A 25,230-nucleotide genomic window follows, 5' to 3' on the forward strand; every position below is an offset into this window, starting at 1 on the left:
GCTTTTTTGTTTCCGTTAAATTCAATAGTTTTGATCCTGTACTAATACATGAAAATAACGAAAAAATGTTTGGATTTACCCTTGATAACAAAACGGAAGAGATTATAGCATATATTGATGAGGTTAAAAATATTGAGGGGTCAGGAGGAATCATGTGCCGTTCTATAAGGCTAATCAATATTGACCGTGTTTCCAATCTTATATGGGCTATTGAAAACTCTGCCAAAACCAGTGAGAACAATGGTTTTATTTGCTTTCTTGATGATGAAAAATCTATTGTAACCAGAACCTTCATAGGAAAGATTAAAATAATAAAGGTGAAAAAAAATACAGTTACGTTAACAGGACAGGTATGGTGTCATCCCAAAGGTTTTCACAAAGCTTGGAAAATGAAACTCAATAATGAAATTGCAAAGAAGAATACCTGGAAAACATTTGAAAAAAGTGAGTTGCAAGGCTGGCTTGTATATGCCCTTAGCATATCAAGAATAAATGAAATCAAAAAAGACATCAGTCTTCAGATTGACGGAAACGAATTCCATAATTTGGATAGTTTCTTTTGCATGTTAGGAGAAGAAATCCATGGGCCTGCAGGATATTTTGGAAGAAGTATTTATGCAATGTACGACTGTCTTCGGGGTGATTTTGGAGTAGAATCTATTTCAGAGTTAACCTGGCATAATCATCAGAAAAGTAAGAAACTATTTAAGACTAAATTTGATGAAATAATTCAGATTTTTGAAGAGTATAATATAAAAATTATTTTAAACTAAATAATTCGGGCGGAAAGCTTCGCTTTCCGCCCGATATCTATTTTTAATACATTGACATTATGCTTTCGGAACTTCAATTTCCGGGTTCATATCATCAAAATTCTTTTTTTCCTTCTTCTCAGGAACCGTTATAATTTCTGTTTTAACCTCATCCGGTCTTCCTTTTAAATACTCCGGTAAATTAAGACCAGCCATATTAAACAGGTCGTTAAGTGGTGGCACCGATTTCATCATTCCTGAAACGAAATTAGCGGTAGAGCCATTTCCATCATGTCCGTTTCCGCTGTCCCACACTGTAATTTTATCAATTTTGATGTTTTTAACTGCCTCAACCTGAGTTTTAACCAATTCAGGAAGCTTCTCAATTAAGAGTAACTGGAAGGCACTGTTGGTATCACCTCCTGCAGCCTGCACGATCTTGTCATACCCCTGAGCCTGCTTGGTCAGGATTTCATAAAGACCTTTTGCTTCTGCCTCCATTTTCGCAAAAATAGCATCAGCCTCCCCTTTTGCCTGTAATCTGATTTTTTCGGCTTCTGCTTCAGCATCAATAATTGCTTTCTGTTTGGCAATTTCTGCGTGTACAACAATATTGGCCTGTTGTGTAGAACGCTCTCTTTCCCCTCTCGCTACTTCCGCTTTCTGTTCCGCAAGGTAAGATTCTTCCAAAGAACGTGCAGCCTGTACTTTTTCTGCGGCTGTTGCAATTCTTAATGCTTCTGCTTCTTTCTCTCTTCTTTCCGCATCAGAATTGGCAATGGTGATCTTAGCTTCATTTTCCCCTTTTACGGCGATAGAGTTCGCCAATGAAGTGGCAATTCTTGATTCTTTTGCAGCTTCCGCCTTACCAATGGATTCATCCTTTATGGCAGATGCAATACTGATTTCCTTATCTTTTTGGGTGATCGCAATTTTTACATCGCGGTCTCTTTGTGTTTCGGCGATCTGAGTATCTTTTTCCCTGTCGGCAATCGCTTTCCCGGTTTCCCCGATCTTAGTCTGTTCTGCCACACTGATGATCGCTTCGTTAATAGCTTTAGCCGCTGCTTCTTTACCTAAAGCTTCAATATATCCTGATTCATCTCTGATATCCGTAACGTTGACGTTGATCAGCTTTAAACCAATTTTCTTTAATTCCGTATCTACGTTTTTGGAAATATTATCTAAGAATTTATCTCTGTCTGAATTGATCTCTTCAATCGTCATGGTGGCAATCACCAAACGAAGCTGACCAAACAGGATATCTTTAGAAAGCTCCTGGATCTGTTCCTGAGCGAGTCCCAATAACCTTTCTGCTGCATTTCCCATAGAATCCGGTTCTGTAGAAATAGCGATCGTAAATCTACACGGAACATCCACACGGATATTTTGTCTGGATAACGCATTGGTAAGATTGGCCTCGATAGAGATCGGTTTCAAATCAAGGTATGCAAAATCCTGAATCACAGGCCATACAAATGCACCTCCTCCGTGAATACATTTGGCAGAGCTGCCACCTGTTTTACCGTAGATAACTAAAATTTTATCCGACGGACATCTTTTGTACCTCGAAATAAGGGCCAAAAATGTGACGAACAGTACAAGTACAATAACTAATGTAAGAATAAGACTTCCTGGTATTGCCATAAATTATTTTATAAAATGGTTGATAATGAATTAAATTTTTGAAACGACAAGGATCTTGTCGTAGATGTAAGTTACCCTCACCGAATCACCGGACTGGATTTTTTCTTTTTCTTCCGTCATCGCGGGAAGTTCATGACTGGTACCATTCACAGAAATGGTGATTTTTCCTTTACCACTCATATCTGCTGGAATGGTAAGGTATACCTCTCCTGCCCTTCCGATGAGATTCTCCATCTTAAATGTATTGTCTTCGGTAAGTTTTAGAATCTGAAGAATAAGAATGAAGAATAAAAATATAAACCCCGCTCCGACGAGCACTGCAACAAAAATCAGTAATGATTTGCTTCCTATTGAGTTGTAGAATGCTACGCCACTCCATCCGAATCCTAAAAGAAAGTTGATGAGGTTTCTGAAAGAAAATAACTGAAAAGGACTGTCAGCATGGCTGTCTCCACTAAAATCAGAATGCATAACGTCTCCGTGGCTTCCTCCAACAAAAGTGAGAACCGTTTGAATTAAAAAGATAAGGCTGGCTGCTATAGCCGTATACCAAAACCCTTGTTGAAGAGGCTCTAAATTTTGAAGAAATTCAAACATATGCTGCGTTTTTAACAAATATACTTAAAAAAAACTAACATTTTAAACCTAAAATAATAAAAAAAGATCAGCTCTTTTTAAGGAATACTATTTCATTAATTATCGGGGATATCAGGTAAAATATCATGTTTCAAACTGCATCAGTTTTCGATAACTTCGCCGCTTTACGATAACTATGAAGAAAATTTTTACAAGCGTAGCATTGATGTCCGTTTTTTATATGAATATCAATGCTCAAACTATCAATTTAGATACATCTTTTGGAAACGGCGGGATTGCCTCATTTCCATTAACAGGAGAAGCAGATGATCTTAAGATTTCATTAAGTACTGATCATAAAATTCTTGCTTACGGAAAAGATATTGCTGCATCCGGTACTACCAATCCAAACAGGATATATAAATTAAATCTTGACGGAAGTTTAAATACAGGTTTCGGAAATGCCGGAATACTTACCCTTCCCAATTATGTGAGTGATTTTAATGTCTTAACTCAGGGAAATGATAAAATTCTTGTGACATTCCAGAAAACTTCAAATGACAGTTCTTCCGAAATAAGTATTTTGAGATATGATCTTAATGGTATTTTGGATACAGGTTTTGGCAATAACGGCGAATTTAAAATTCCTTTCAGTGGGACCAATGGTTTTAGATATCAAAATACGGTCGTCCTTCCTGATCATTCTATTCTTCTGGCAACCGGAGCTCAATTTATAAAATTGTCTTCAAATGGAATTATCGATACATCTTATGGAGTTAATGGAAGTATCAATCAGCCTAACAGTGGGAATATTCAGCTTTCCAATTCTCACATTCTTGCTTTTTATGACACTAAGATTGATAAAATCAGTACCACTGCAACACCGGTAAGTACCTTTGGGACCAATGGAACTTTCACCTACCCGGATTCAGGAAGTTATTATTCAAAACAGGCCTCAGATAACAGCATCCATACTTTAGATCTGGATGGTAACTCATTCTACAAAATCAATTCTGCTGGAAGTACTTCCAGCCTCATGTCATTGACTGATGACAATAACACTCTTGATTTCTACAGCAATTTTGACACAACGGGAAATAAACTTTATTTCGTAGGGACAGCATCAACGGACAAACCCTTTATCGTAAGCTATGATACTTCAGGCAGTCTGATCCCTTTGAATGCTCAAAACTCTTATAAAGAAACAGCTCTTGCACAGGGAAATTACACGTCAGTTTTAGCAAAAGACAATGTGATTTATGTGGGAGGAGACAAAAAGGATCTGTCAACCAATACATGGTACTATGTAGTTGCAAAGTATAATGTATCAGCATCCAGCCTATCGGTTAATGAAGTTCATTCTGAAAATTCCATTTCGTTTGAAAATCCTGCCGGATCAAATTTGGTGTATACTACAAAAGAGAAAATAAGAAAAATCGAGTTCTATTCTGCCGACGGAAAATTGTTGAAAACGATAACTGAAAACAATTCCAATATTTCAGACCTTACAAAAGGCGTTTATTTTCTAAAAACTGAATTGGATCACGGAACAATAATAACAAAGAAGCTGATCAAAAACTAATATGGTAAAGAAACTCGTTTACCAAACGATGCCAGTTTAAAAATGTAAGGCTTGGATTATAATCTGAGCCTTTTTTAATAGGTCCTAAGGATTTCATTAAAATATTTTATAATGTTTTAATGAAGAATGGGCAGTAAGCATTCCATACTATTCTGGTAAAAATCCTTAAAACTATAAACTTCCGCCAGAATTCTATAACAACATGCCCGGGATTAGATCTAATTTTATCCCGCGAAATGAAAAGAGTATTCCATTTATTTTTCCTTCTTCTTTATGTCATAATTTCTTCTGGATTTACGACAAGCAAACACATCTGCAAAGAAAATTCAGGTGAAATCCATGTGGGGCTGAAAAACCTTTCTGATATGGACTGCCCAAAATGCAGTACCAATAAAGAAAAAAACCATGTAAAATGCTGCAAGCTGGAAGTAAAAAGGGTATACCGGGCAGACAATCTTACCTCCTCTCGCACAAACTTACCCGTTAAGTTTCTCTCAGCTTCCATTCCTTATCATAATTTAGGGACGGTCTTCGAAGTTTCACCTGTTTATTCAGAAAAAACTTCCTCTCATTTCGATTTCGCCAACGATCATCTCAATTACCCCTCCCTATTCATTCTCCATTGCGTTTATAGAATTTAGAATCGTATTGAATTGTATCATCCCAAATCCGGGATCCTATTTTCAATATTCATTCTAAATCAATCTTATGAATTCAAAATTTAATGCCCTCATTATACTGCTGGGCTGCCCCGCCATTTTCCTTGGGCAGCAAACCGGCCTGGAAGATGTATTGATGAAAGCCGGGAAAAATTACCAGTCCATCAAAAAAAAGGAAGTGAATATCAAAGCTTCCCATGAACGCCTTACTCTTCAAAAAACGTATTATCTGCCGGAAGTCACTCTGATGGCACAACAGAACTTCGGAACCATCAATGCGCAGAATGGACCGATGTACAGCCAGGGAGGACTCGGAGTAGCTTCTACTTCAATGCCATTGCCGGATCAGAACTGGAATGCTGCATTTGGAAGTTTATATCTGGCCAATATCAACTGGAATGTCTATACATTTGGACGGCTGAAAACTAAAGAACAGCTGGAAACTGCTGACGTGGAAGTTCAGAAATCTGATCTCAATCAGGAAATTTTTCAGCATCAGATCAAAGCGGCCGGAGCCTATTTCAACCTGCTTGTAAGCCAAAGGCTGGAACATGTGCAGCTGGAAAACCATAAACGTTCTGAGGTGATCTATACCATTGCCAAAGCAAGAGCTGAAAGCGGATTAATTCCTGAAGTGGATGCCTCACTCGCAAAAGCAGAAATGTCCAATGCACAAACCGCCATTATCAATGCCAATGATCATGTTCTTGAGTATAACAAACAACTCGCTGATCTTTTAGCTGAAGACTTCACCGGCTATCAATTGGATCATTATTTCAGTGAAAATATTCCTATAACCACATCGGAGGTTTCTTCATTGGAAGCTCATCCTAATATGATGTTTATTTCTAAAAAAATCAATAAGAGTAAGTTTCAGGAGGCCCATCTCGTTACTAAAGGACTGCCTTCTCTTTCTCTTTTCGGAGTTTTTCAGGGGCGTGGATCAGGCTTTGGATGGAATTATGTTCAGGATAATTCCGCTTATTCTCCTTCTTATTTAAAAGGAGCCGGTGTAGACCGTATGAATTACATCTTTGGATTTAATATAAGCTGGAATCTCACCGATTTTTACAGGAACAGCTCAAAAGTCAATGAACAGAAGTTAATGACTGAAGCTCTGAATTTTGATCATCAATTGCTGCAACAGGAATTGACCAATCAGCAGCGTCTCGCAGAATCAAAATTCAAAAATGCTCTGGCCAAGGTCACAGAAGCCAAAGTACAGATGGAAGCTGCCACAGATGCTTATCATCAGCAGAAAGCCTTATATGAAAACGGATTAACCACTATTGTGGATTTTACGCAGGCTTTATATCTGCTGAACCGGGCTGAGATTAATTATGAAATTGCGAAAAACAATTCTTGGCAGGCCACCGTACTTATTGCCGCTTCCAAGGGAGATATTTCAATCATTACCAAAGCTATTATTCACTAACTAAAAAAACTGAAAAATGAATCTTATAAAGTTTGCATTACGCAGACCGATATCTGTAATGGTATTGGTTCTGGGCCTGCTGTTCTTCGGAATCAAGGCAGCCAAAGATGTAAAAGTAGATATTCTTCCGGAGATGGATCTTCCGGTCGTTTACGTAGCCCATTCTTTTAATGGATACACTCCGCAGCAAATGGAGGGATATTTTACGAAAATGTATGTTAATATGCTTTTGTTTACGAACGGGATCAGAAGTATAGAATCTAAAAATACGCAGGGACTGACCCTTATGAAGGTTAATTTTTATGAAGGAACCAATATGGGAGAAGCGATTGCCCAGATCAATGCCCTTTCTACCCGTTCACAGGTATTTTTACCTCCGGGAGCACCGCCTCCATTTATCATCCGGTTTGACTCTTCTTCACAGCCAGTGGGACAACTGGTTTTCCGAAGCAGTACGCAGACCAATAATCAGCTGCAGGATATTGCGAATTTCAATGCAAGACCGTTCTTAATTGCTATTCCCGGACTGACAACTGCTCCGCCGTTTGGAGGGAGTCCGCGAACCATAGAGATCAATGTAGATCCCTACAAACTTCGTGCACACAGCTTATCTCCTGAACAGGTAGTGGAAGCCATCAGCCGTAACAATATTACTTCTCCTTCGGGAAATGTTTATATCGGTGATACGAATTATTTAACTCCAACCAATAATACCGTGAAAAAAGTGGAAGAACTTGGAGATATTCCACTTTTTAAAGGCACGGCAGATAATGTCTATATCAGGGATGTTGCAACGGTGAAAGACGGAGCTGATATTGCAACCGGTTATGCTCTGATTGACGGAAAACGTTCTGTTTATATCAATATTGCAAAAGCCAGCAATGCTTCCACGCTGGAAGTGGTGAATAAACTTAAGGAAGCTTTACCGAAAATTCAGCGGAATATGCCTGAAGGAGTACAAATCTCTTACGAATTCGACCAGTCGGTTTATATTTCCAATGCTTTAAAAAGTCTGATCGTAGAAGGGATTCTCGGAGCTTTACTGACAGGATTGATGGTAATGCTTTTCCTTAATGACCGTCGTGCTGCACTGATTGTAATTCTTACCATTCCAATATCCATTATTTCCGGGGTATTATTTTTAAAACTATTCGGACAGTCGATCAATATTATGTCTTTATCGGGTCTGGCACTGGCTATTGGAATTTTAGTGGATGAAAGTACGGTAACGATCGAAAATATTCACCAGCATTTTGCAATGGGCAAAACCAAAGCAAGGGCCATTTGGGATGCCTGTAAAGAGATTGCTTTTCCAAAATTGCTGATCATGCTGTGTATTCTGGCAGTTTTCGCTCCCGCACTGATGATGAGCGGAATTCCCGGATCTCTGTTTATGCCTTTAGCGCTGGCCATTGGCTTTTCTATGATTGCATCTTTTGTACTTTCACAGACATTTGTTCCTGTGATGGCCAACTGGATGATGAAGCACGATCCAAAAACCTGTGAAAACCATAAATCAGATTGGTTCAGCAGTTTTCGTGACCGTTTTGCAGGTTTTCTGTCTTCATTAATGAAACAAAGAAAAATCATTGTCAGCATAAGTCTTGCTGCTGCTTTAGGTATTGGATTTGGGCTTTATCAGATCACAGGGAAAGATGTTCTTCCATCAGTCAATTCACGACAATTCCAGGTCCGGATAAAAGCTGCAGAAGGAACTAGGATCGAAGTCACTGAAGTAAAAGTGAAAAAGTTTCTGGAGCATCTTAAAAGTAAAGTCGGGAAAGATAATATTGCCATTTCTTCCGTCTTCATTGGACAGCATCCTTCTACATTTGCGGTAAGCCCTATCTATTTATACAATGCCGGGCCTCATGAAGCATTAATGCAGGTTGCTTTAAAAGAATTTAACGGAAATTCAGATGAGCTGAAGGATGAACTCAGATCATATTATAGAGAAAAAATGCCGGATCTGCAGATTTCTTTTGAACCTATAGAACTGACGGAAAAAATTCTTAGTCAGGGAGCCAATAATCCGATTGAAGTAAGGGTTTCAGGAATGATGAAAAAGATGAACCGTATGTATGCTGAAAAACTTTTAGTCAAGTTAAAAGAAATTGAATATCTGCGTGACCAGCAAATTCCTCAATCGATGAATTATCCTGCCCTGCAGATCAATATAGACAGGGTTCGCGCTGCACAATTAGGTCTGGATGCTCAGGATATTTCGAAATCACTGGTAGCGGCCACGTCTTCCACAAGATATACGAATAAAAATTTCTGGGTTGGAGGTATGATGGGAATTGCCTATGATGTACAGGTTCAGATGCCGCAAAATATCCTCAACAGTAAAGAGGAACTTGCCAATCTTCCCCTTTCTAAAAATGCTGAAAGGCCTGTATTAGGGGATGTCGCCTCTATCACCTCAACAAAAGAATTGGGCGAAAGCTACAATCTTGGAACGATGGGTTATACCACCGTAACGGCAAATACCCACAAAAAAGATCTGGAACAGGCTTCAAAAGATGTAAAAAAAGCAATTGAGTCACTGGGTGAACTTCCTAAAGGGGTCAATATTGAAGTAGCCGGAATGGCACCTGTCCTTGATGATACTCTAGACAGTCTGGCTTCGGGACTTCTCATTGCTATTGTAGTCATCTTTCTGATGCTGTCTGCCACTTTTCAGTCTTTCAGGGTATCACTGGTTATTTTAACTACCGTTCCTTTTGTGATGGTAGGATCATTAACGCTGCTGAAACTGACAGGTTCAACGCTAAATCTGCAATCGTATATGGGACTGATCATGTCAATCGGAGTTTCTATTGCCAACGCTGTTTTACTGATCAGTAATGCTGAAACGATCCGGAAATCTACAAACAATGCCCTGGAAGCGGGAATTGAAGCTGCAAAACTGCGTATCCGCCCTATCATTATGACCACTCTGGCTATGGCTGCCGGTATGTTTCCTATGGCGATAGGTTTCGGAGAAGGAAGTGATCAGGTTTCGCCTTTGGCAAGAGCCGTTATCGGCGGACTGATTTTCTCCACATTCTCTGTACTTGTCATCCTTCCGTTGGTTTTTGGGTGGATGCAGAAAAATGTAGGTATTATTTCCCCATCTCTCGATCCTGAGGACGAAGAAAGTATCCATTATTTAAATCCCAACGCATAATTTTTACATCAATGAAAAACATTATATACACAGCTATTACAATAGGTCTTCTAAGTATTCCTGCTTCCTGTAAAGAAGAAAAAACAACGGACATTTCCAAAGAAGCGAAACCGATGATGATGCACAGCATGGAAACTGTGGAGATCAAAAAAAGCAATCCTAAAGTGGAACTGAAGCTTGCGGGTGAACTGATTCCGGATCAGGAAACTGCTTTATTTGCAAAAATACCGGGTTACGTAAAAAAGATCAATGCAGATATCGGCTCCTATGTGAGTGCGGGACAGGTTTTAATGATTCTGGAAGCCCCGGAGATCCAGTCACAGGCAGCCAATGCTAAAGCAAAATGGCAGGCACAGGAAGCGATCTATGCTGCAACAAGATCAAATTATGACAGAGTGTACAGAGCAAATGAAACAAAAGGTGCTATTGCAAAAGATGCACTGGATCAGATCACCGCAAGAAAACTGTCTGACCAGGCGCAGGTAAACGCAGCAAAATCAGCATACCGTGAGCTGCAGGATATTAATCAGTATCTGATTGTTCGCGCGCCATTCAGCGGAATTATTACGGAAAGAAATGTCGATTTGGGTGCTTACGTAGGTCCTAACGGCGGAGCTCCGCTGATGGTCATCCAAAATACGTCCAAACTTCGCCTGAGTCTGTCTGTTCCTGAGGCGAGTGTTCAATATCTTAAAACGGGAGATACCATTTCATTCCGTATCAATGCAATTCCGGAGAAAAGTTTTAAAGCAAAAATTTCAAGGAAATCAGGTTCGCTGGATGTGAAGCTGCGTTCGGAAAAAATTGAAGCTGACTTTATTAATCATTCAAGGGAACTAAAACCGTTTATGATCGCAGAATCTGTGATCTCTCTCCAAAATCAGGAACCTACTTTTTTTATTCCAAGATCAGCATTGGTAGAAAGTAATATGGGAATTTATATAATCAGGAATGAGGGAGGAAAAACGCAATTTGTGCCTGTGAAAAAAGGAAGAATACTCAATGATATGATCGAAGTTTTTGGAGAACTAACCGAAGGCGACAGGATCATCAAAAAAGGAAGTGAAGAAATTTTAGAAGGAAGTTTAATTAAATAACATCAACAATGAAAGCAATATTCAGAAACACATTCATCATTATTTTCGGATCTGCCATTATATATGCGTGTGGCAAGGAGACAACCAAAAGCAGTCCGCAACCAGAACCACAACCTGTACAAAAAGAACAGCCTGCAGCATCTTCAGGAAAATACAAAAAAGGCGATCAGGTACCCAATGAAACGGTCTGTATGGTCAACAATGCTTATATGGGCAAAAAGCAGATGGAAGTTCCCTATGATGGAAAGATATACTATGGCTGCTGCGAAATGTGTGTGGAAAAGATTCCCAACGATCAAAGCGTGAGGGAAGCAGTAGATCCTCTTAGCGGAAAGAAAGTAGATAAAGCCAATGCTTATATTGTCATGATCAGTGATGAAGGAGAGGTAGCTTATTTCGAAAACGAGGAAAACTACAAGAAGTTTTTAGCACAAAATTCATAATCTATATTTTTTTAATCTTGTTTTTAAGGCCTGGTAATTTATTTATCAGGTCTTTTTTTGCCTTTCAATGACAAGAATAATAAGTTGTCTGATCAGTACAATAAAAGCTTCCTGATCTGTCGGATATTTTATGCTGGTGCTCTGAAATCAGAACAAAAAAAGACAGGCTGAAAAACCTGTCTTTAAAAAATATTTCTTGTAATTTTTTACTCTACATTGATTACTTTTTGAATCTCCGGAGCATGTTGCTTGATGGTATTTTCAACGCCCAGTTTAAGGGTTGAGAAATTCAGCGAACATCCGGAACAGTTACCCAAAAGTTTCACAAAAACCTGGTTATCCTTCACGTCAATAAGCTCGATATCACCTCCATCCTTATTAAGGAACGGTCTGATGCTTTCCAGAGCTTCCATTACTCTCGTTACTGTATCTTCGTGTGTTATATTTGTTTCCATATTTCTTTAGTTCAATTCGGCATTTTTCAAACTTAATTGAAAATAATTATTTTTTAGCTTTCGGCGAGCATCCTGCCATGGTCGAAATCTTTACAGCTTCTGTAGGTGGAAGATTTTTGTTTCTTTCCAACAGACTTTCTACCATTTTTCTCGCAGTTTCAGTGTAGATTTCTGCAATTTTAGAGCCTTCCTGAAGCGCTGCAGGTCTTCCGACGTCTCCAGCCTCTCTGATACTCTGGATCAACGGGATCTCTCCCAATACCGGAATCCCCAGATCTTCAGCAAGATACTGAGCTCCCTGCTGTCCAAAGATGTAGTACTTATTATCAGGAAGTTCTTCCGGCGTAAAATACGCCATATTTTCGATTAATCCAAGAACCGGAATATTAATACTTTCCATCTGGAACATCGCAATACCTTTTCTAACGTCAGCTAATGCTACGTGCTGAGGTGTACTTACGATCACAGCACCTGTTACAGGTACTTCCTGAATGATGGATAAGTGGATATCTCCTGTTCCCGGAGGAAGGTCGATCAATAAAAAGTCAAGTTCGCCCCAAGCTGCATCTCTGATCATCTGATTCAGTGCCTTTGAAGCCATCGGGCCTCTCCATACTACCGCTTGATTAGCACCTGAGAAATATCCTATAGAAAGCATTTTCACGCCATAATTTTCAATAGGTCTCATTTTACTTTTTCCGTCAACTTCTACAGAAATCGGTTTTTCACCTTCTGTATCAAACATGGTAGGAACAGACGGCCCATAAATATCGGCATCCAGTATTCCTACTTTGAAACCCATTTTAGCTAAGGTAACTGCCATATTTGCAGAAACTGTAGATTTTCCTACCCCTCCTTTTCCGGAAGCAATAGCAATAATATTCTGAATTCCCGGAATCTGCTTACCTTTAATCTGGCTTTGCTGAATCTCACTTGGTTCCGGAGAAACAATTTTAAGTTTCAGATGAATGTCTTCTCCAAACTCACTGGCAAAAGCCTGCTTCATCGCTGCTTCCAGCTTTTTCTTTTCGTGCATGGCAGGAGAATGAGCAGTCATGTCAATATAAACATCATCACCCATGATCTGAAAGTTATTCACCAAATCATCTACCTCTATCTCTTTAAGGAAATCTTGAACCTTTTCTTTCGTCAACATACTAAATATAAATTGTTCACAAATTTACGGATTTTTTCGATAATTTAGAATCAATAAAATCTATAACTCCATATCATAAATAAGATTACAAAACAGACGCTCTTCAATTTCTTATCTCCATCTTTAAAATACAGTTTCACCATTCTAAAATATTCCTTATGAATTCCAGTCCTTATCCCTCTAAATATTCCTCTCCCAAAGGTATTTTCACACTTGGAAAAACCAGATTCAAATGGTATAATCTTGCAGAAGATCCTGCTGCTGTTTCATTCCAGGATATTACCAATGCCAAGATCTGCATAGAAAATGCCGAAGAAAAATTTCAGAATATAAATGATCTTGGATTTGTTATCATGCACAGATGTGGCGAAAAGTATCTGCTGCTGGTCTGTACATGGAGAAGCGAGAACGAACTCTGGGAAAGTGTTTATTATGACGGCTCGGGAACATTTGAAGTCTGGGACAGAAATACAGTTCACCTCCCGACGTATTGTGTATGGGAAATGGGAATTGTATATCATGAGTCCAAAGTCTGGAAAAAATTTTTAGGAACCGACCGCACAGAAACTCACCAGCAGGATTATTTAAATGATACTTTTGATGGAGAAGTTTAAATATTACCGATCACATTTTCATTGGTATGGCTGTAAATTCTTATATCAGCAAAGCATAAAAGTTCTTTCAATGCTTGAACGGATTGAGATTAACAGAGTAAAATTCCTGTCAGGAAAAAACAACCTTCTTTATTTCTTTTGAACACGATCTCCGTTTCATCAATAGAAAGAGACTTTAGTTTAACAAATCCATTACCACTCACGTGGCTTGAGTCAAAACCTACATTCATACACAGACACCTCCTGAATTCCATATTCAAGAACGAATGAAAACATCTTCCGGGAAAGCAATCTTTTTTAATTTGCCCTGTTTTTCTCATCAAATTTCACATTACGGTCAGTCCCTTTTACTTTTTTATTTCCAAAAGTATACGTCGCCGATAAAGTAAGCCTTCTCGCATCATAATAATTATTGTAATAATGGGTGCCTGTTGTATAATAGATTTCTCCACGGCTCCTGCCCTGTTTAAAGATATCTGAAACCAACAGATTCATCTGCAGCGTTTTCTCCATAAGGCTCAATTTAAGCCCGGCGGTAACAAGTCCTGCATAATTCATGTAGGAATTCCCCGAATTGGAAGGCAGCCGGAACCAATAGTTAAACATCATCTGTACAGTTTTGCTTTTGTTAAGTGACAGGTTGTTCTGAAAATCAAAACTATAGCTGTTTCCTTTTCTTGATGCAGCATCGGTATCAAAAACTTTAGTTTCCATATAAGACAGATCAGCAGAATAATTAGCTTCCCAGAATTTAAAGAAAGTATCAGAATAATTTACGGTAGCTCCCATACTGTTCTGATTATAATAATTGGCAAAAGTACTGATCCTGTTTTCCCCCTGAAGATTCACCAACTGGCTGAATGCTTCTACCGTTCTCTGGAAATAAGCAGTGGTTGACAGCTTTCCTTTATACACATGTGAAATCTCAAAATTATGGTTGATAGAGGGTTTCAGTAAAGGATTTCCGGTAAAATAAGAATTGACATTGATATACCAACGGTAAGGATTAATCGCACGGAATCCTGGTCTGTTGATCCTTTTGGAATAGTTTAAATTGAAAGTATTATTCTCATTGCTTTTATAAGTGATATAAGCCGTAGGAAAGAATTTACCGTAAGAATTTTCTGTCTGCTGCCCTGAGGTTAAAGAATGACCATTCACTGTGGAATACTCATAGCGAAGTCCTGCTTTTGCCGACCATTTTTCACTGAACGTTTTTTCAAAACTGGCATAGGCTGCATAGTTTTTCTCGTTGTACTCAAATACATTGCTTTTTAAAGGATCTGTAATAAAACTTCCATTCGTGAGATTCTGGTAAGAAATATTTGAATTGTTGTCAAAATTGGTGAACTTAACTCCTGTTTCCACCTTTGCAAATTCATACGGAAGGGTAAGATCAGCCTGCCCCGAATAAATTTTATAATCAACGGAAGAAGGTGTTCTCACTACAAAACTGTCCCCCGAATTTTCCATCGTGGTAAAATCAATCATGCTCTTTGGACTATTGGAGAAATAATTTCCTGTAATGCTCAGTTTATGATTCAGTCTTCCAAATTTGTGATCGTAGTATGCACTTATGGTTTGCTGCTGGTTTCTGGCACGGTGTTCCGCATAAGTAGACAGTGTACTTGTATACATTCCATCCTGAAAATAATTGGAAGTATTCTGAACATCCATATTGGAATGACTGAACCCATAATCGTAAATAAACCCAACATTGGATTTGGCATTGAGCTGATAGTCAACACTTAAATTAGCCCCAAGCCCGTCACCGAAATCTCTCCTGTTGTCCGAGCTTTTAAGACCGTCTGCGCCTTCTATTGTATAGTTTTCGTAGGAATGTTTTTGAGTATCATACTGTCTTAATTTCAATGATGAACGCAGTTTTTCATTCTGATAATTGACTGTTATATTGTTTGAAACCCCGGTATAGGTCTGTTGCTGAAGGCTCGTGGTCACACTTCCGTTCCAGCCCAGATTTTGGTTTTTCTTTAAAACAATATTGATGAGTCCGCTGTTTCCCTGGGCTTCATATTTTGCGGGAGGTGTGGTAATCACTTCAATCTTTTCTATATTTTCAGATCTCAGACTCTTAAGATAAGTAACAAGTTCACTTCCTGAGAGATTCAGCATTCTTTCGTTGATCATTACTGCTACTCCACTTTTTCCTGCGATTGAAATTCCTGCATTATCATCCACTTTAAGCAAAGGCGTCGTTGACAATGCTTCGGCACCATCCATTCCCTGAGAAGCAACAGAGTTGGATACATTAAAAATGAGCCGGTCCGCTTTTCTCTCAATAAGCTTTTTTCTGGCAGTAAGAGTAACTCCTTCAATCTGCTTTTCCTCTTTTTTTTCAAGGAAAAAGTCTTGCTTCATTTCCCCGTTTACGCTAATATCCACAGTTGATATTTCTCTTCCGTCCTGGATCAATTTTATATTGTAATTTCCGTTATCGGGAAGTTTTAAAGAATAATTTCCTTTATCATCTGAAATAGCGGTTTGTCTGATTGTATCTTTTACGGCTATGATTTCTATATATGAAACAGAATTTCCCGTCTGTGTAATCTTTCCTGTAATACTCTGCGAAAAACCAAGAACCGGAAGCAGCATGATCACAGAAACTAATATTTTCTTCATGTATTTTGTAGTAATAGTTTTCAATAAGACAATTCCTGACTTTCTTTTATTACATTCCGTTCTGCTGTTTTTTCAATATATTCGTTGGTATAAAATTATGATATGAAAAAAAGACTGGCAGTTTTCTCATTATTCATTGCCCAGATCATATATTCCCAGAATTATTCTCAATATGTAAATCCTTTTATAGGAACCGGAGGCCACGGCCATACTTTTCCGGGAGCTACTGTTCCCTTCGGAATGGTACAGCTTTCTCCCGATACCAGGATAGACGGAAGCTGGGACGGATGCAGCGGATATCACTATTCAGATTCTGTGATCTATGGTTTTTCACATACGCATCTCAATGGAACAGGGGTTTCTGATTACGGAGATATTATGCTGATGCCTACAATGGGAAATGCAAGCTTAAATAGCAAAGACTATTCTTCCAAGTTCTCACATAAAAATGAAAAAGCATCGGCAGGATTTTATTCAGTTAAATTAGATAAAAACAATATCGATGTCCGCCTGACTACGACCAAAAGAGTCGGTTACCACGAATATACTTTTAACAATTCAGGAAAAGCCAATATCGTTCTTGATCTCAACCACAGGGACAAATTACTGGAAGGAGAAGTGAAGATTATTGATGATAAAACCATTGAGGTGTTCAGAAGAAGTGAGGCCTGGGCAACCAATCAGTATGTCTACGCCAGAATTGAGTTTTCAAAACCGATGAAGATCTCTAAAAAAGAGGTTGACGGCAGACATGAAGACCTTTTTTTTTCCGGAACAAAACTGGCACTGGCATTTTCAGCTGATGTTAAAAAAGGTGAAAAGATCAGCGTAAAAGTTTCCATTTCTCCGACAGGTTATGAAGGAACGGAAAAAAATATGCTGGCAGAAGGTAAATCCAATGATTTTGAAACGATAAAAAAACAGGCAGAAACCGACTGGAACAGGGAGCTTTCAAAAATTGAAGTTAAATCTGATGATCAAGATAAACTTTCTGTTTTCTATACAGCCCTTTATCACGTTTTTACCCAACCGAATATCAATATGGATGTAGATGGAAGATACAGAGGTCGTGATAACAAACTTTACACAACGAATGGATTTGATTATTACTCTGTCTTCTCGCTTTGGGACACGTTTAGAGCTGCTCATCCACTCATGACCCTGATTGACAGAAAAAGAACAGCAGATTTCATCAATACTTTTATCAAACAATATGAGCAGGGCGGAAAACTTCCGGTTTGGGAACTGGCCTCCAACGAAACCGAATGTATGATCGGTTATCATTCTGTTTCTGTAATCGCAGATGCAATGGCCAAAGGCATCAAGGGATTTGATTATGAAAAAGCTTTTCAGGCATCTAAAAGTTCTGCTATGCAGGATATTTTTGGTTTAAATGCTTACAAACATAACAATTATATCAGTATTGATGATGAACACGAAAGTGTTTCCAAAACAGTAGAATATGCCTACGATGACTGGTGTATCGCACAAATGGCTAAGATTTTAGGCAAAAAAGAAGATTATCAAAACTTTATGAAACGTTCCCAGAACTGGAAAAATCTTTATAATCCAACAAGTGGCTTTATGCAGCCGAGAAAGAACGGAAACTGGTACGAGCCATTCGATCCAAGAGAGGTCAACAATAATTACACAGAAGGAAATTCATGGCATTATTCGTATTCTGTACAACAGGATATTCCCGGACTGATTGCTGCTCATGGCGGAACGGAAAAATTTGAACAGTTCATTGATGCTCTGTTCGAAGCACCAGATAAAACAACAGGCAGAGAGCAGGTAGATATCACAGGTCTGATGGGACAATATGCCCAGGGGAACGAGCCCAGCCATCACATTGCCTATTTGTACAACTATGTAGGAAAACCGGAAAAGACAGATGCCAAGATCAAATATATTCTTGATAATTTTTATAAAAACACTCCGGATGGACTCATCGGAAATGAAGACTGCGGGCAAATGAGTGCATGGTATATTCTGAGCTCAATGGGAATCTATGCAGTTACTCCCGGACTTCCGGAATGGCAAACGACAACACCTTATTTTGATGAGGTTAAAATTCATCTGGAAGATGGTACAACAAAAGTAATCACTAAAAACACCAGTAAATCTGAGCTTCAAAAACTGGGGTTTGAAAACAGCAGACCTGTGAAAGATTTCAAATATAACCAGCTTACCGCAGCACCGGTTATCGCGTCAGACAGGATCTTCGATTTCTCTGCGAAAGTGCAGATATCCCCACTGAATCCTGCGGATAAAGTCTATTACATGACCATGAATTCAGACGATGCCAATGTAAGAAAAACTTTCACCCCGTATAAAGGACCTTTTACCATCAGCAAAACCACCCAGGTTCTCGCCTATTCTGAAAGAAACGGAGAAAAGAGTTCTGTTACCGTTTCTCAGTTCAACAGAAGACCAAATTATTGGGATATTACCATCAACTCAAAAGCAACACCTCAATATACAGCTAACGGAAAACTGGCTTTGATTGATGGAATCAAAGGTGATGTGAACTGGAGAAAAGGGGAATGGCATGGCTACCAGGGACAGAATTTTGAAGCAATAATTGACTTAAAATCACCTCAGCAAATCACGAAATTATCCTCGACCTACCTTCAGGACAGCAAAGCATGGATTTTAATGCCTAAAAAAGTAGAATACTATGCCTCCATGAACGGAAAAGACTTTATCCTGTTGAAAACAATAGATCACAGTATAGATCCTAAAGATGAAAAAGTACAGATCAGAGATTTCGAAGCAGAAATTCTTCCGACCGAAGCCCGTTATATAAAAGTAAAAGCACATTACTACGGAAAACTTCCGAAATGGCATCAGGGAGCCGGTGGTGAGGCATATATTTTTATTGACGAGATTTCTGTGAAATAAATCGGGAAGAAGCTGGAAGTTAACATGAGTTTGAAGATTATAAAAAATTTCCCCTTTGAAAATTTCAAAGGGGAATTTTGTTTTATTAAGATGCTGAGCAAAATCTAAGCACCCTCTATTAATCAGATTTCGTAATCTTTTTAATTTATTCTTTCAGACCACTGCAACTGTTCAGGCAGTTCCATATCAGAAAATTCTATATGAATAACTCTTCTTCGTCTGCCATCAGTAGTTCTATTGGAACCGTGAAGCGTAAGCGGCTTCATGATCATAACACCACCCTTCTGTACATCGCAGAATTTCTCTGTTTCTGTTTTTAAGTCGATGGTTTCCGGTCTGCGGATTCCTTTGGTATGCGATCCCGGGATGACTTTCAGTGCTCCATTATATTCATCCGTATCATCCAGATGGATTCTGATAGTACAGATATTTTCCAGAATAGGCAGGGGCGGCTGTACAGCAAACTGATTTTTTTTTGTCGTCCATGATCCAAACCCCTCTATTTCCAGTTTTTTATCAACTGAAATGGTGAGATCCTGATGATAGGCAACATACCAATTGGAGGTTTCCGGTTTGTCAAAGTAAATACTTTTTATGGCAAAATATTTTTCTCCGAAGAGTTGTTTGACAATGGTTTTAATGGTATCGTTAAATATCAGATCCTTAGCTTCCGGAATCTCTTTCAGGAACTGTCTTACGGCAAAAAGATCATCAGATTTTCTGAAATTCTCTCTCGATGTATCTGCATTTCGAATGCACTTTGTTATCTTTTCAATCTCATCATCAGAAAAGACCGAATTGATTACGGTAAGGCCTTTTTCAAGGAAATATTGTTTATGATTCTGTATATATTGTTTTGTCATGTTTTGTTAAACTTCCTGAGGTGTATTTTCAAGCTGTCCTTCCCATTTGGAAACAGCGGAAGTAGCCAATGCATTTCCTAATACATTTGTCATACTTCTTCCCATATCACAGAAGTGATCGATCGGCAGAATCAAAGCGATTCCTTCCGGAGGAATTCCAAACATGGAACAGGTAGCCACGATGATTACCAGTGAAGCTCTTGGAACTCCGGCAATACCTTTTGAGGTAAGCATTAGTACTAAAAGCATTGTGATCTGCTGCCCCAATGTCATGTCAATACCATAAATCTGCGCAATAAAGATAGAAGCAAATGTCATATACATCATACTTCCGTCGAGATTAAATGAATATCCTAAAGGCAGAATAAAAGATACCACTCTGTTGTTGCATCCGAATTTTTCAAGCTCTTCCACCAATTTAGGGAAAACAGCTTCTGAACTGGTCGTCGAGAAAGCAATCAGTAAAGGTGCTTTGATTCTTTTAAGCAGTTCGAAAAGACGGTTTCCTAAGATCAGATAACCGACCAGTAAAAGTACCAGCCAAAGTACAGCCAGTGCAAAGAAAAAGTCTCTCAGATAAATAGCATATACTTTAAATATTTCGAACCCATTCATCGCCACTACCGCAGCAATAGCTCCTAAAACTCCAAACGGCGCAAACCACATGATGTAGCCAACCATTTTAAGGATAGCGTGGGCAATAATATCAAAAAGTTTAACCACAGGCTTCGAGTATTCTTCTCCCAAATTAGCAAGAGCTACTCCAAACATGATGGAAAAAATTACAATCTGAAGTACCTCATTGGTCGCAAAAGCTTCAAATAAACTTTTAGGGATCATGTGTTTTACAAAGTCTTCCAGTGAAAAACTTTTGCTGCTTTTAAGAAGATCTTCCGCAGCGGCAGCATCCTGAATCGGCAGTTTAGTTACATGGCCGGGTTCCAGCCAGTTCACAAGGATCAGTCCTATAAAAAGAGAAACCAGTGATGCGGAAATAAACCACAACATTGCTTTTGTTCCTACCCTTCCGATCATTTTGATGTCACTCATTTTGGCAATTCCCACCACAAGGGTCGTAAACACCAATGGTGCAATGATCATCTGTACAAGTCTGATAAAAACAGTTCCCAGCAGTTTGATATTCTTGGAAAAAGGTTCCGCACTTTCAGGATATTTTACGTGTACGATACCTCCGATTCCTACTCCCAGGATAAGCGCAATGATAATGGCTATAAAAAGTTTATTTTGTCCTTTCATATATATTGTTCAATTCCCACAAATATAACAGTTTTTCAATTGGTACAATATTTTGTCTTATTCCGGTTAAGTTTGGATTAAGTATATAATACATTAAAATTAAAACATTGATTTATAAAATATTGCAAAAAAATTAAGAAACATTTATTGATTTTTTATTCTTTTGGTACAAATTTTATTATTACATTTGATTGTATTAACAACATTATAAATATACAATATGAAAAAAACTATCGCAATGGCTGCCCTAGCTGTAGCTATATCTTTTGGAGCGGTTTCTTGTAAAAAGAAAATTTCTGATGCCGATCTTCAGACTCAGGCTACAACCATCGTAACTTCTAATCCCAATGCTACTGTTGAAGTAAAAGAAGGAGTTGCTCATTTAAGCGGAACTTTTGCTGATCAGCAGTCTAAGGATGCTATGATCACCAAGTTAAAAGCTATCAACGGAGTAAAAGAAGTAATGGATATGGCTACTGTAGCTCCTGCTGCAACTGCACCGGTAGAAACTGCATCTGCTGTAGATCCTGCAGTTCAGAAAAAAGTTCAGGACGCAGTTAAAGATTTCCCATCTGTAAAAGTGGAAGTTGTAAACGGACAGCTTACTCTAACTGGAAATGTTTCCGGCCTTCAGGCAAGAAAGATCAAAGAATCTGTAGATGCTTTGAAAATCGGAAAGTATAACAATAACCTAGTGGTAAAATAATTTTAAGATGAGTACATTACAAGATAAATATTCAAGTGTAGTTTCAGCAGCACAGTCTGCAGGAATCTCCAATCTTCAGGTTCAGGAGCAGGACGGTATTCTTTACGTTTCAGGAAGTGCTTCCAATACAGCAGCAAAAGATGCAGTTTGGAATGCTTTAGGAACTATCGATTCTACTTATTCGGCTTCAGATATCAATATTGACGTACAGGTTTCAGGATTAACTTCAGGTGCTGCTTTAACAGTAGCTACAGAAGATTCTAATCTAAACATCAGACAGGAGCCTTCTACCGAAGCTGCTGTAGTAGGAAAAGCTGCTAAAGGTTCATCAGTAACTTTGATCGAGCAGACTTCTGATGACTGGTGGAAAGTGAAAACTGACGACGGTCAGGAAGGTTATGCTTATTCAAGATATTTAAGAGCATAAATTTTTCGAAATATTAAACTTTTGAAAAAATTAAGACAGGCATCCCCAATTGGGGATGTTTTTTTATACTTTTACGCCGTTAAAGAAAGCACTGAATGAAGAAACTCTTATGGCTGCTGCTATTGGCAATCAATAGTATGGTCCTGAATGCACAAAACATATACATTAACGGAAAGGTGTCTGATTCTGATCAAAAACCGCTGGAAAATGCTACAATTTATCTCCTTAAAGAAAAAGATTCATCCATCATCAACTATACCGCTACCAATAAAGAGGGTAAATTTTCCCTGAAAACAGATGCCCGGAGTGAGCCTTCTATTTTAATGATCAATGCAGAAAAGCTTTCTCCCTATTCAAAAAAGATAGCAAAAATAAGTGAGTCTCTTTCTTTAGGAGCCATAGAACTTGGAAAAAATAAGGTTCAGAGTATTGAAGAAATAAAGATCACCGTATCTCCGGTAAAGATCAGGAAAGACACTGTAGAATTTAATGCTTCTGCGATAAAAGTCCGCCCTGACAGTAAAATTGAAGAACTTCTGAAACAGATTCCGGGTGTAGAGATCGACAACGATAAAAAGATCACTGTAAACGGAAAGGAAGTAGATCAGATCATGATCAACGGTAAGCCTTTTTTTGATAAAGACGGTAAAATAGCTCTTCAGAATCTTCCTGCAGATATCATTAAAAATATCCAGTTTACAACAACCAAAACAAAAGAGGAAGAATTAAGCGGAAAGAAACCAAAATCTACTAATACAACGATCAATTTTAATATTGACGAAAAAAAGAATCAGGGACTGCTGTCCAGACTTATGCTGGGTTATGGCTCAGACAAGCGTTATGAAGGCAGCGCATTGGTCAGTTATTTTAAAAAAGATACCAAAATAAGCCTTATTGCTTCATCCAACAATATCAATTCTCAGGGCTTTTCCAATGATGATGTTTTTGACAGCATGGGAGAAGGCAGGAACTCTTCGGGAATACAGAGTGGAGTATCCTCATCCGGCAGAGGAAAAGGGATACAGAAATCCACAACCATAGGAATTAATTACAATGACAAGTTCGGAAAGGAGATGGACCTGGATAATTTCAGTTTAAATCATTCCAATTCTGATACGGAAACAGCATCCAAGTCATCAAGAACGACTCTTCTTCCTGACTATACGCTTACTACTCATTCTGAAAGCAAAGGTGAGAGCGAATCTCAACAGTACAATGTAGACGCATCAGCAAAAATCCAACTGGATTCTTTAAGCACAGTTTATATTTCACCAAGATTTAGCAATACTCAAAATTCAAGCATCAGACGCTCAAAATCTTCTACATTAAGAGATAATGGGCTGCTGAATGAAAATGATTCTTACACAAGCACTGAGTCGGTAAACAATTCATTTAATCCTTATATTTATTATTCAAAACAATTCAGAAAGGACAGGCGGTCACTGAATGCTAAAATGACCAGCACGATTTCCCAGTCGAACAATAATGATCTCAATCGATCCCAAACATTATTTTATCAGGGCAACGAACAGAACGACAACAGAAACCAGCTGTCCAGAACCATCAATCAAAACAGTATCTATAATTTCAGTGCAGGATATACTGAACCTATTTCAGATTCTGCATCGGTAAGTTTTGAAGTGGCCTATAACTCAAAAATTTCAAGAGACTCCAGAGATGTTAATGATTTTAATGCTGCTTCAGGAGAGTATTCTGACTATAATTCACCTTTGTCTAACAGCCTGAGACAAAAGATCAGCCAGATCTCACCCCAACTTTCTTTTGAAATGAATAAAAAGAAATTCAGCCTTTGGGGATCGATGACTGTTGACATTTCGGATATGAAAGTCAGTTCCGTTTATAACAGTCAGCAGTACGGTCTTCAGAAAAATTTTGCACTTCCGAGCTATAATTTTAATTTCCGGTATCAGTTTTCCGAAAATGCAATGTTAAATCTTTACAATTACTCAGATTTTACGATTCCCGGTGCAGAACAGCTTACCCCTTATGAAGACACTTCCAATCCGTTAGTGACTTCTACAGGAAACCCTAGCTTAAAAAACACATGGAGCAATAACAGTTCTTTGTTTTTTAATAATTACAATCTGGTAAAAAATGTAAATTATTACGTGAGTCTTAGTTTTGTGTACAGAAATAATGACGTTGTCAATTATTCAAGATATGATAATTCAGGCAAACAGCTTGTAACATATGATAACGTAAGCGGTAATAAGAATATGACCGCAGGTGCAGGATTCAACAAAACGTTCAAATGGAAAGACAGTAAACTGACGATAGGTCCAAGATTCAATATGCAGTACACTTACAACAAAGGATTCATTAACGGTCAGTTTTTTACAAATGCTTCATACAGCTTGAACCCAGGTCTTAATGTGACCTATGAGATTAAAGATAAATTCAGCATTAAACCCTCTTACAGACTTGCCTATAATTTCTCAAAATATACAAACTACAGTATTGACAAAGTAAATACCGCCAGTCAGACCCTGAAACTGGAACTCACCAATTATCTTTTCAGCAGCAGGCTGGTTTTCGGAAATGATTTTGAATACAATACAAATTCCAATATTGCACCCGGCTTTAAAAAAGATTTTTATTTCTGGAATACCAGTTTAGGATATTCATTCTTAAAAAAACAATTCACTGCAAAGGTGAAAGTCTATGATGTGCTGAATCAAAACCAAAGTGTCAGAAGAATCATCTCCAATTCATACATTGAAGACCGCGAAGATCTCATCCTGAAGCGTTACATCATGTTCTCGCTGAGTATGAAACTTAACAGGTTTGCAGGGAAAAAGATGTAAAAAGAACATGTTTTTTATTTTCA

General features: G+C 38.3%; 19 protein-coding genes. 12 read left to right on the top strand and 7 right to left on the bottom strand.

All coding sequences use genetic code 11. The features are described from left to right. Positions 1-65: 65 nt before the first annotated feature. The gene (locus tag IW16_RS18485) at positions 66-773 is read left to right on the top strand and encodes a barstar family protein (RefSeq protein ID WP_165572003.1); all 708 of its coding nucleotides are present in this window, start codon (positions 66-68) and stop codon (positions 771-773) included. A gap of 57 nt (positions 774-830) precedes the next feature. Here the strand turns inward: IW16_RS18485 and IW16_RS18490 are convergent, their stop codons facing one another. Together IW16_RS18490 and IW16_RS18495 are read right to left on the bottom strand one after the other, a co-directional pair. After that, the gene (locus tag IW16_RS18490; protein ID WP_034747895.1) at positions 831-2,399 is read right to left on the bottom strand and encodes a flotillin family protein; all 1,569 of its coding nucleotides are present in this window, start codon (positions 2,397-2,399) and stop codon (positions 831-833) included. A 30-nt stretch (positions 2,400-2,429) separates the two neighbouring features. Continuing rightward, the gene (locus IW16_RS18495; protein WP_034747898.1) at positions 2,430-2,996 is read right to left on the bottom strand and encodes an NfeD family protein; all 567 of its coding nucleotides are present in this window, start codon (positions 2,994-2,996) and stop codon (positions 2,430-2,432) included. 175 nt (positions 2,997-3,171) lie between these two features. Between IW16_RS18495 and IW16_RS18500 the strand changes: the two genes are divergently transcribed. From IW16_RS18500 to IW16_RS18525, 6 genes are all read left to right on the top strand, one after another. Beyond that, positions 3,172-4,557, top strand: a complete 1,386-nt coding sequence (locus IW16_RS18500; protein WP_034747902.1) for a T9SS type A sorting domain-containing protein — start codon at positions 3,172-3,174, stop codon at positions 4,555-4,557. Positions 4,558-4,793: 236 nt separating this feature from the next. Next, positions 4,794-5,198: an HYC_CC_PP family protein gene (locus tag IW16_RS18505; protein ID WP_034747907.1), complete on the top strand. Its 405-nt coding sequence runs from the start codon at positions 4,794-4,796 to the stop codon at positions 5,196-5,198. A 67-nt stretch (positions 5,199-5,265) separates the two neighbouring features. Then, positions 5,266-6,651: a TolC family protein gene (locus IW16_RS18510; protein ID WP_034747912.1), complete on the top strand. Its 1,386-nt coding sequence runs from the start codon at positions 5,266-5,268 to the stop codon at positions 6,649-6,651. A gap of 16 nt (positions 6,652-6,667) precedes the next feature. Further along, positions 6,668-9,820, top strand: a complete 3,153-nt coding sequence (locus IW16_RS18515) for an efflux RND transporter permease subunit (RefSeq protein ID WP_034747915.1) — start codon at positions 6,668-6,670, stop codon at positions 9,818-9,820. Between the two features lie 11 nt (positions 9,821-9,831). Next, entirely contained in the window at positions 9,832-10,917 is a 1,086-nt protein-coding gene (locus IW16_RS18520) for an efflux RND transporter periplasmic adaptor subunit (protein ID WP_034747918.1), read from the top strand. Between the two features lie 8 nt (positions 10,918-10,925). Continuing rightward, a complete protein-coding gene (locus IW16_RS18525; RefSeq protein ID WP_034747921.1) occupies positions 10,926-11,360 on the top strand; it encodes a hypothetical protein in 435 nt (144 codons plus the stop codon). 206 nt (positions 11,361-11,566) lie between these two features. On the opposite strand, the gene IW16_RS18530 is transcribed toward IW16_RS18525, so the two are convergent. Both IW16_RS18530 and IW16_RS18535 read right to left on the bottom strand, forming a co-directional pair. Continuing rightward, positions 11,567-11,815 (bottom strand): NifU family protein, encoded by a 249-nt coding sequence (locus IW16_RS18530; protein WP_051890476.1) that lies wholly within the window; start codon positions 11,813-11,815, stop codon positions 11,567-11,569. 46 nt (positions 11,816-11,861) lie between these two features. Continuing rightward, on the bottom strand, positions 11,862-12,971 hold the full coding sequence (locus tag IW16_RS18535; RefSeq protein ID WP_034747925.1) for an Mrp/NBP35 family ATP-binding protein: 1,110 nt from the start codon (positions 12,969-12,971) through the stop codon (positions 11,862-11,864). 158 nt (positions 12,972-13,129) lie between these two features. Here IW16_RS18535 and IW16_RS18540 point away from each other — a divergent pair, with 158 nt between their 5' ends. Further along, on the top strand, positions 13,130-13,585 hold the full coding sequence (locus IW16_RS18540) for a hypothetical protein (protein ID WP_034747928.1): 456 nt from the start codon (positions 13,130-13,132) through the stop codon (positions 13,583-13,585). A 297-nt stretch (positions 13,586-13,882) separates the two neighbouring features. Here IW16_RS18540 and IW16_RS18545 read toward each other — a convergent pair whose 3' ends face one another. Continuing rightward, a complete protein-coding gene (locus tag IW16_RS18545; RefSeq protein WP_034747931.1) occupies positions 13,883-16,225 on the bottom strand; it encodes an outer membrane beta-barrel family protein in 2,343 nt (780 codons plus the stop codon). 102 nt (positions 16,226-16,327) lie between these two features. Between IW16_RS18545 and IW16_RS18550 the strand changes: the two genes are divergently transcribed. Further along, complete coding sequence (locus tag IW16_RS18550; protein WP_034747933.1) at positions 16,328-19,129, top strand: GH92 family glycosyl hydrolase; 2,802 nt, start codon at positions 16,328-16,330, stop codon at positions 19,127-19,129. 140 nt (positions 19,130-19,269) lie between these two features. On the opposite strand, the gene IW16_RS18555 is transcribed toward IW16_RS18550, so the two are convergent. Both IW16_RS18555 and IW16_RS18560 read right to left on the bottom strand, forming a co-directional pair. Continuing rightward, the gene (locus IW16_RS18555) at positions 19,270-19,992 is read right to left on the bottom strand and encodes a phytanoyl-CoA dioxygenase family protein (protein WP_034747937.1); all 723 of its coding nucleotides are present in this window, start codon (positions 19,990-19,992) and stop codon (positions 19,270-19,272) included. A gap of 6 nt (positions 19,993-19,998) precedes the next feature. Then, on the bottom strand, positions 19,999-21,249 hold the full coding sequence (locus IW16_RS18560) for a dicarboxylate/amino acid:cation symporter (protein ID WP_034747940.1): 1,251 nt from the start codon (positions 21,247-21,249) through the stop codon (positions 19,999-20,001). Between the two features lie 220 nt (positions 21,250-21,469). Between IW16_RS18560 and IW16_RS18565 the strand changes: the two genes are divergently transcribed. The 3 genes from IW16_RS18565 (at position 21,470) to IW16_RS18575 (ending at position 25,207) form a co-directional block, all read left to right on the top strand. Beyond that, on the top strand, positions 21,470-21,955 hold the full coding sequence (locus tag IW16_RS18565) for a BON domain-containing protein (protein ID WP_034747943.1): 486 nt from the start codon (positions 21,470-21,472) through the stop codon (positions 21,953-21,955). Positions 21,956-21,962: 7 nt separating this feature from the next. Then, entirely contained in the window at positions 21,963-22,382 is a 420-nt protein-coding gene (locus IW16_RS18570; RefSeq protein WP_034747947.1) for an SH3 domain-containing protein, read from the top strand. A 95-nt stretch (positions 22,383-22,477) separates the two neighbouring features. After that, positions 22,478-25,207 carry an outer membrane beta-barrel protein gene (locus IW16_RS18575; RefSeq protein WP_034747949.1) on the top strand — a complete coding sequence of 910 codons (2,730 nt, stop codon included), beginning with the start codon at positions 22,478-22,480 and terminating at the stop codon, positions 25,205-25,207. Positions 25,208-25,230: the final 23 nt, after the last annotated feature.

This window comes from Chryseobacterium vrystaatense, from assembly GCF_000737765.1.
Lineage (GTDB): Bacteria > Bacteroidota > Bacteroidia > Flavobacteriales > Weeksellaceae > Chryseobacterium > Chryseobacterium vrystaatense.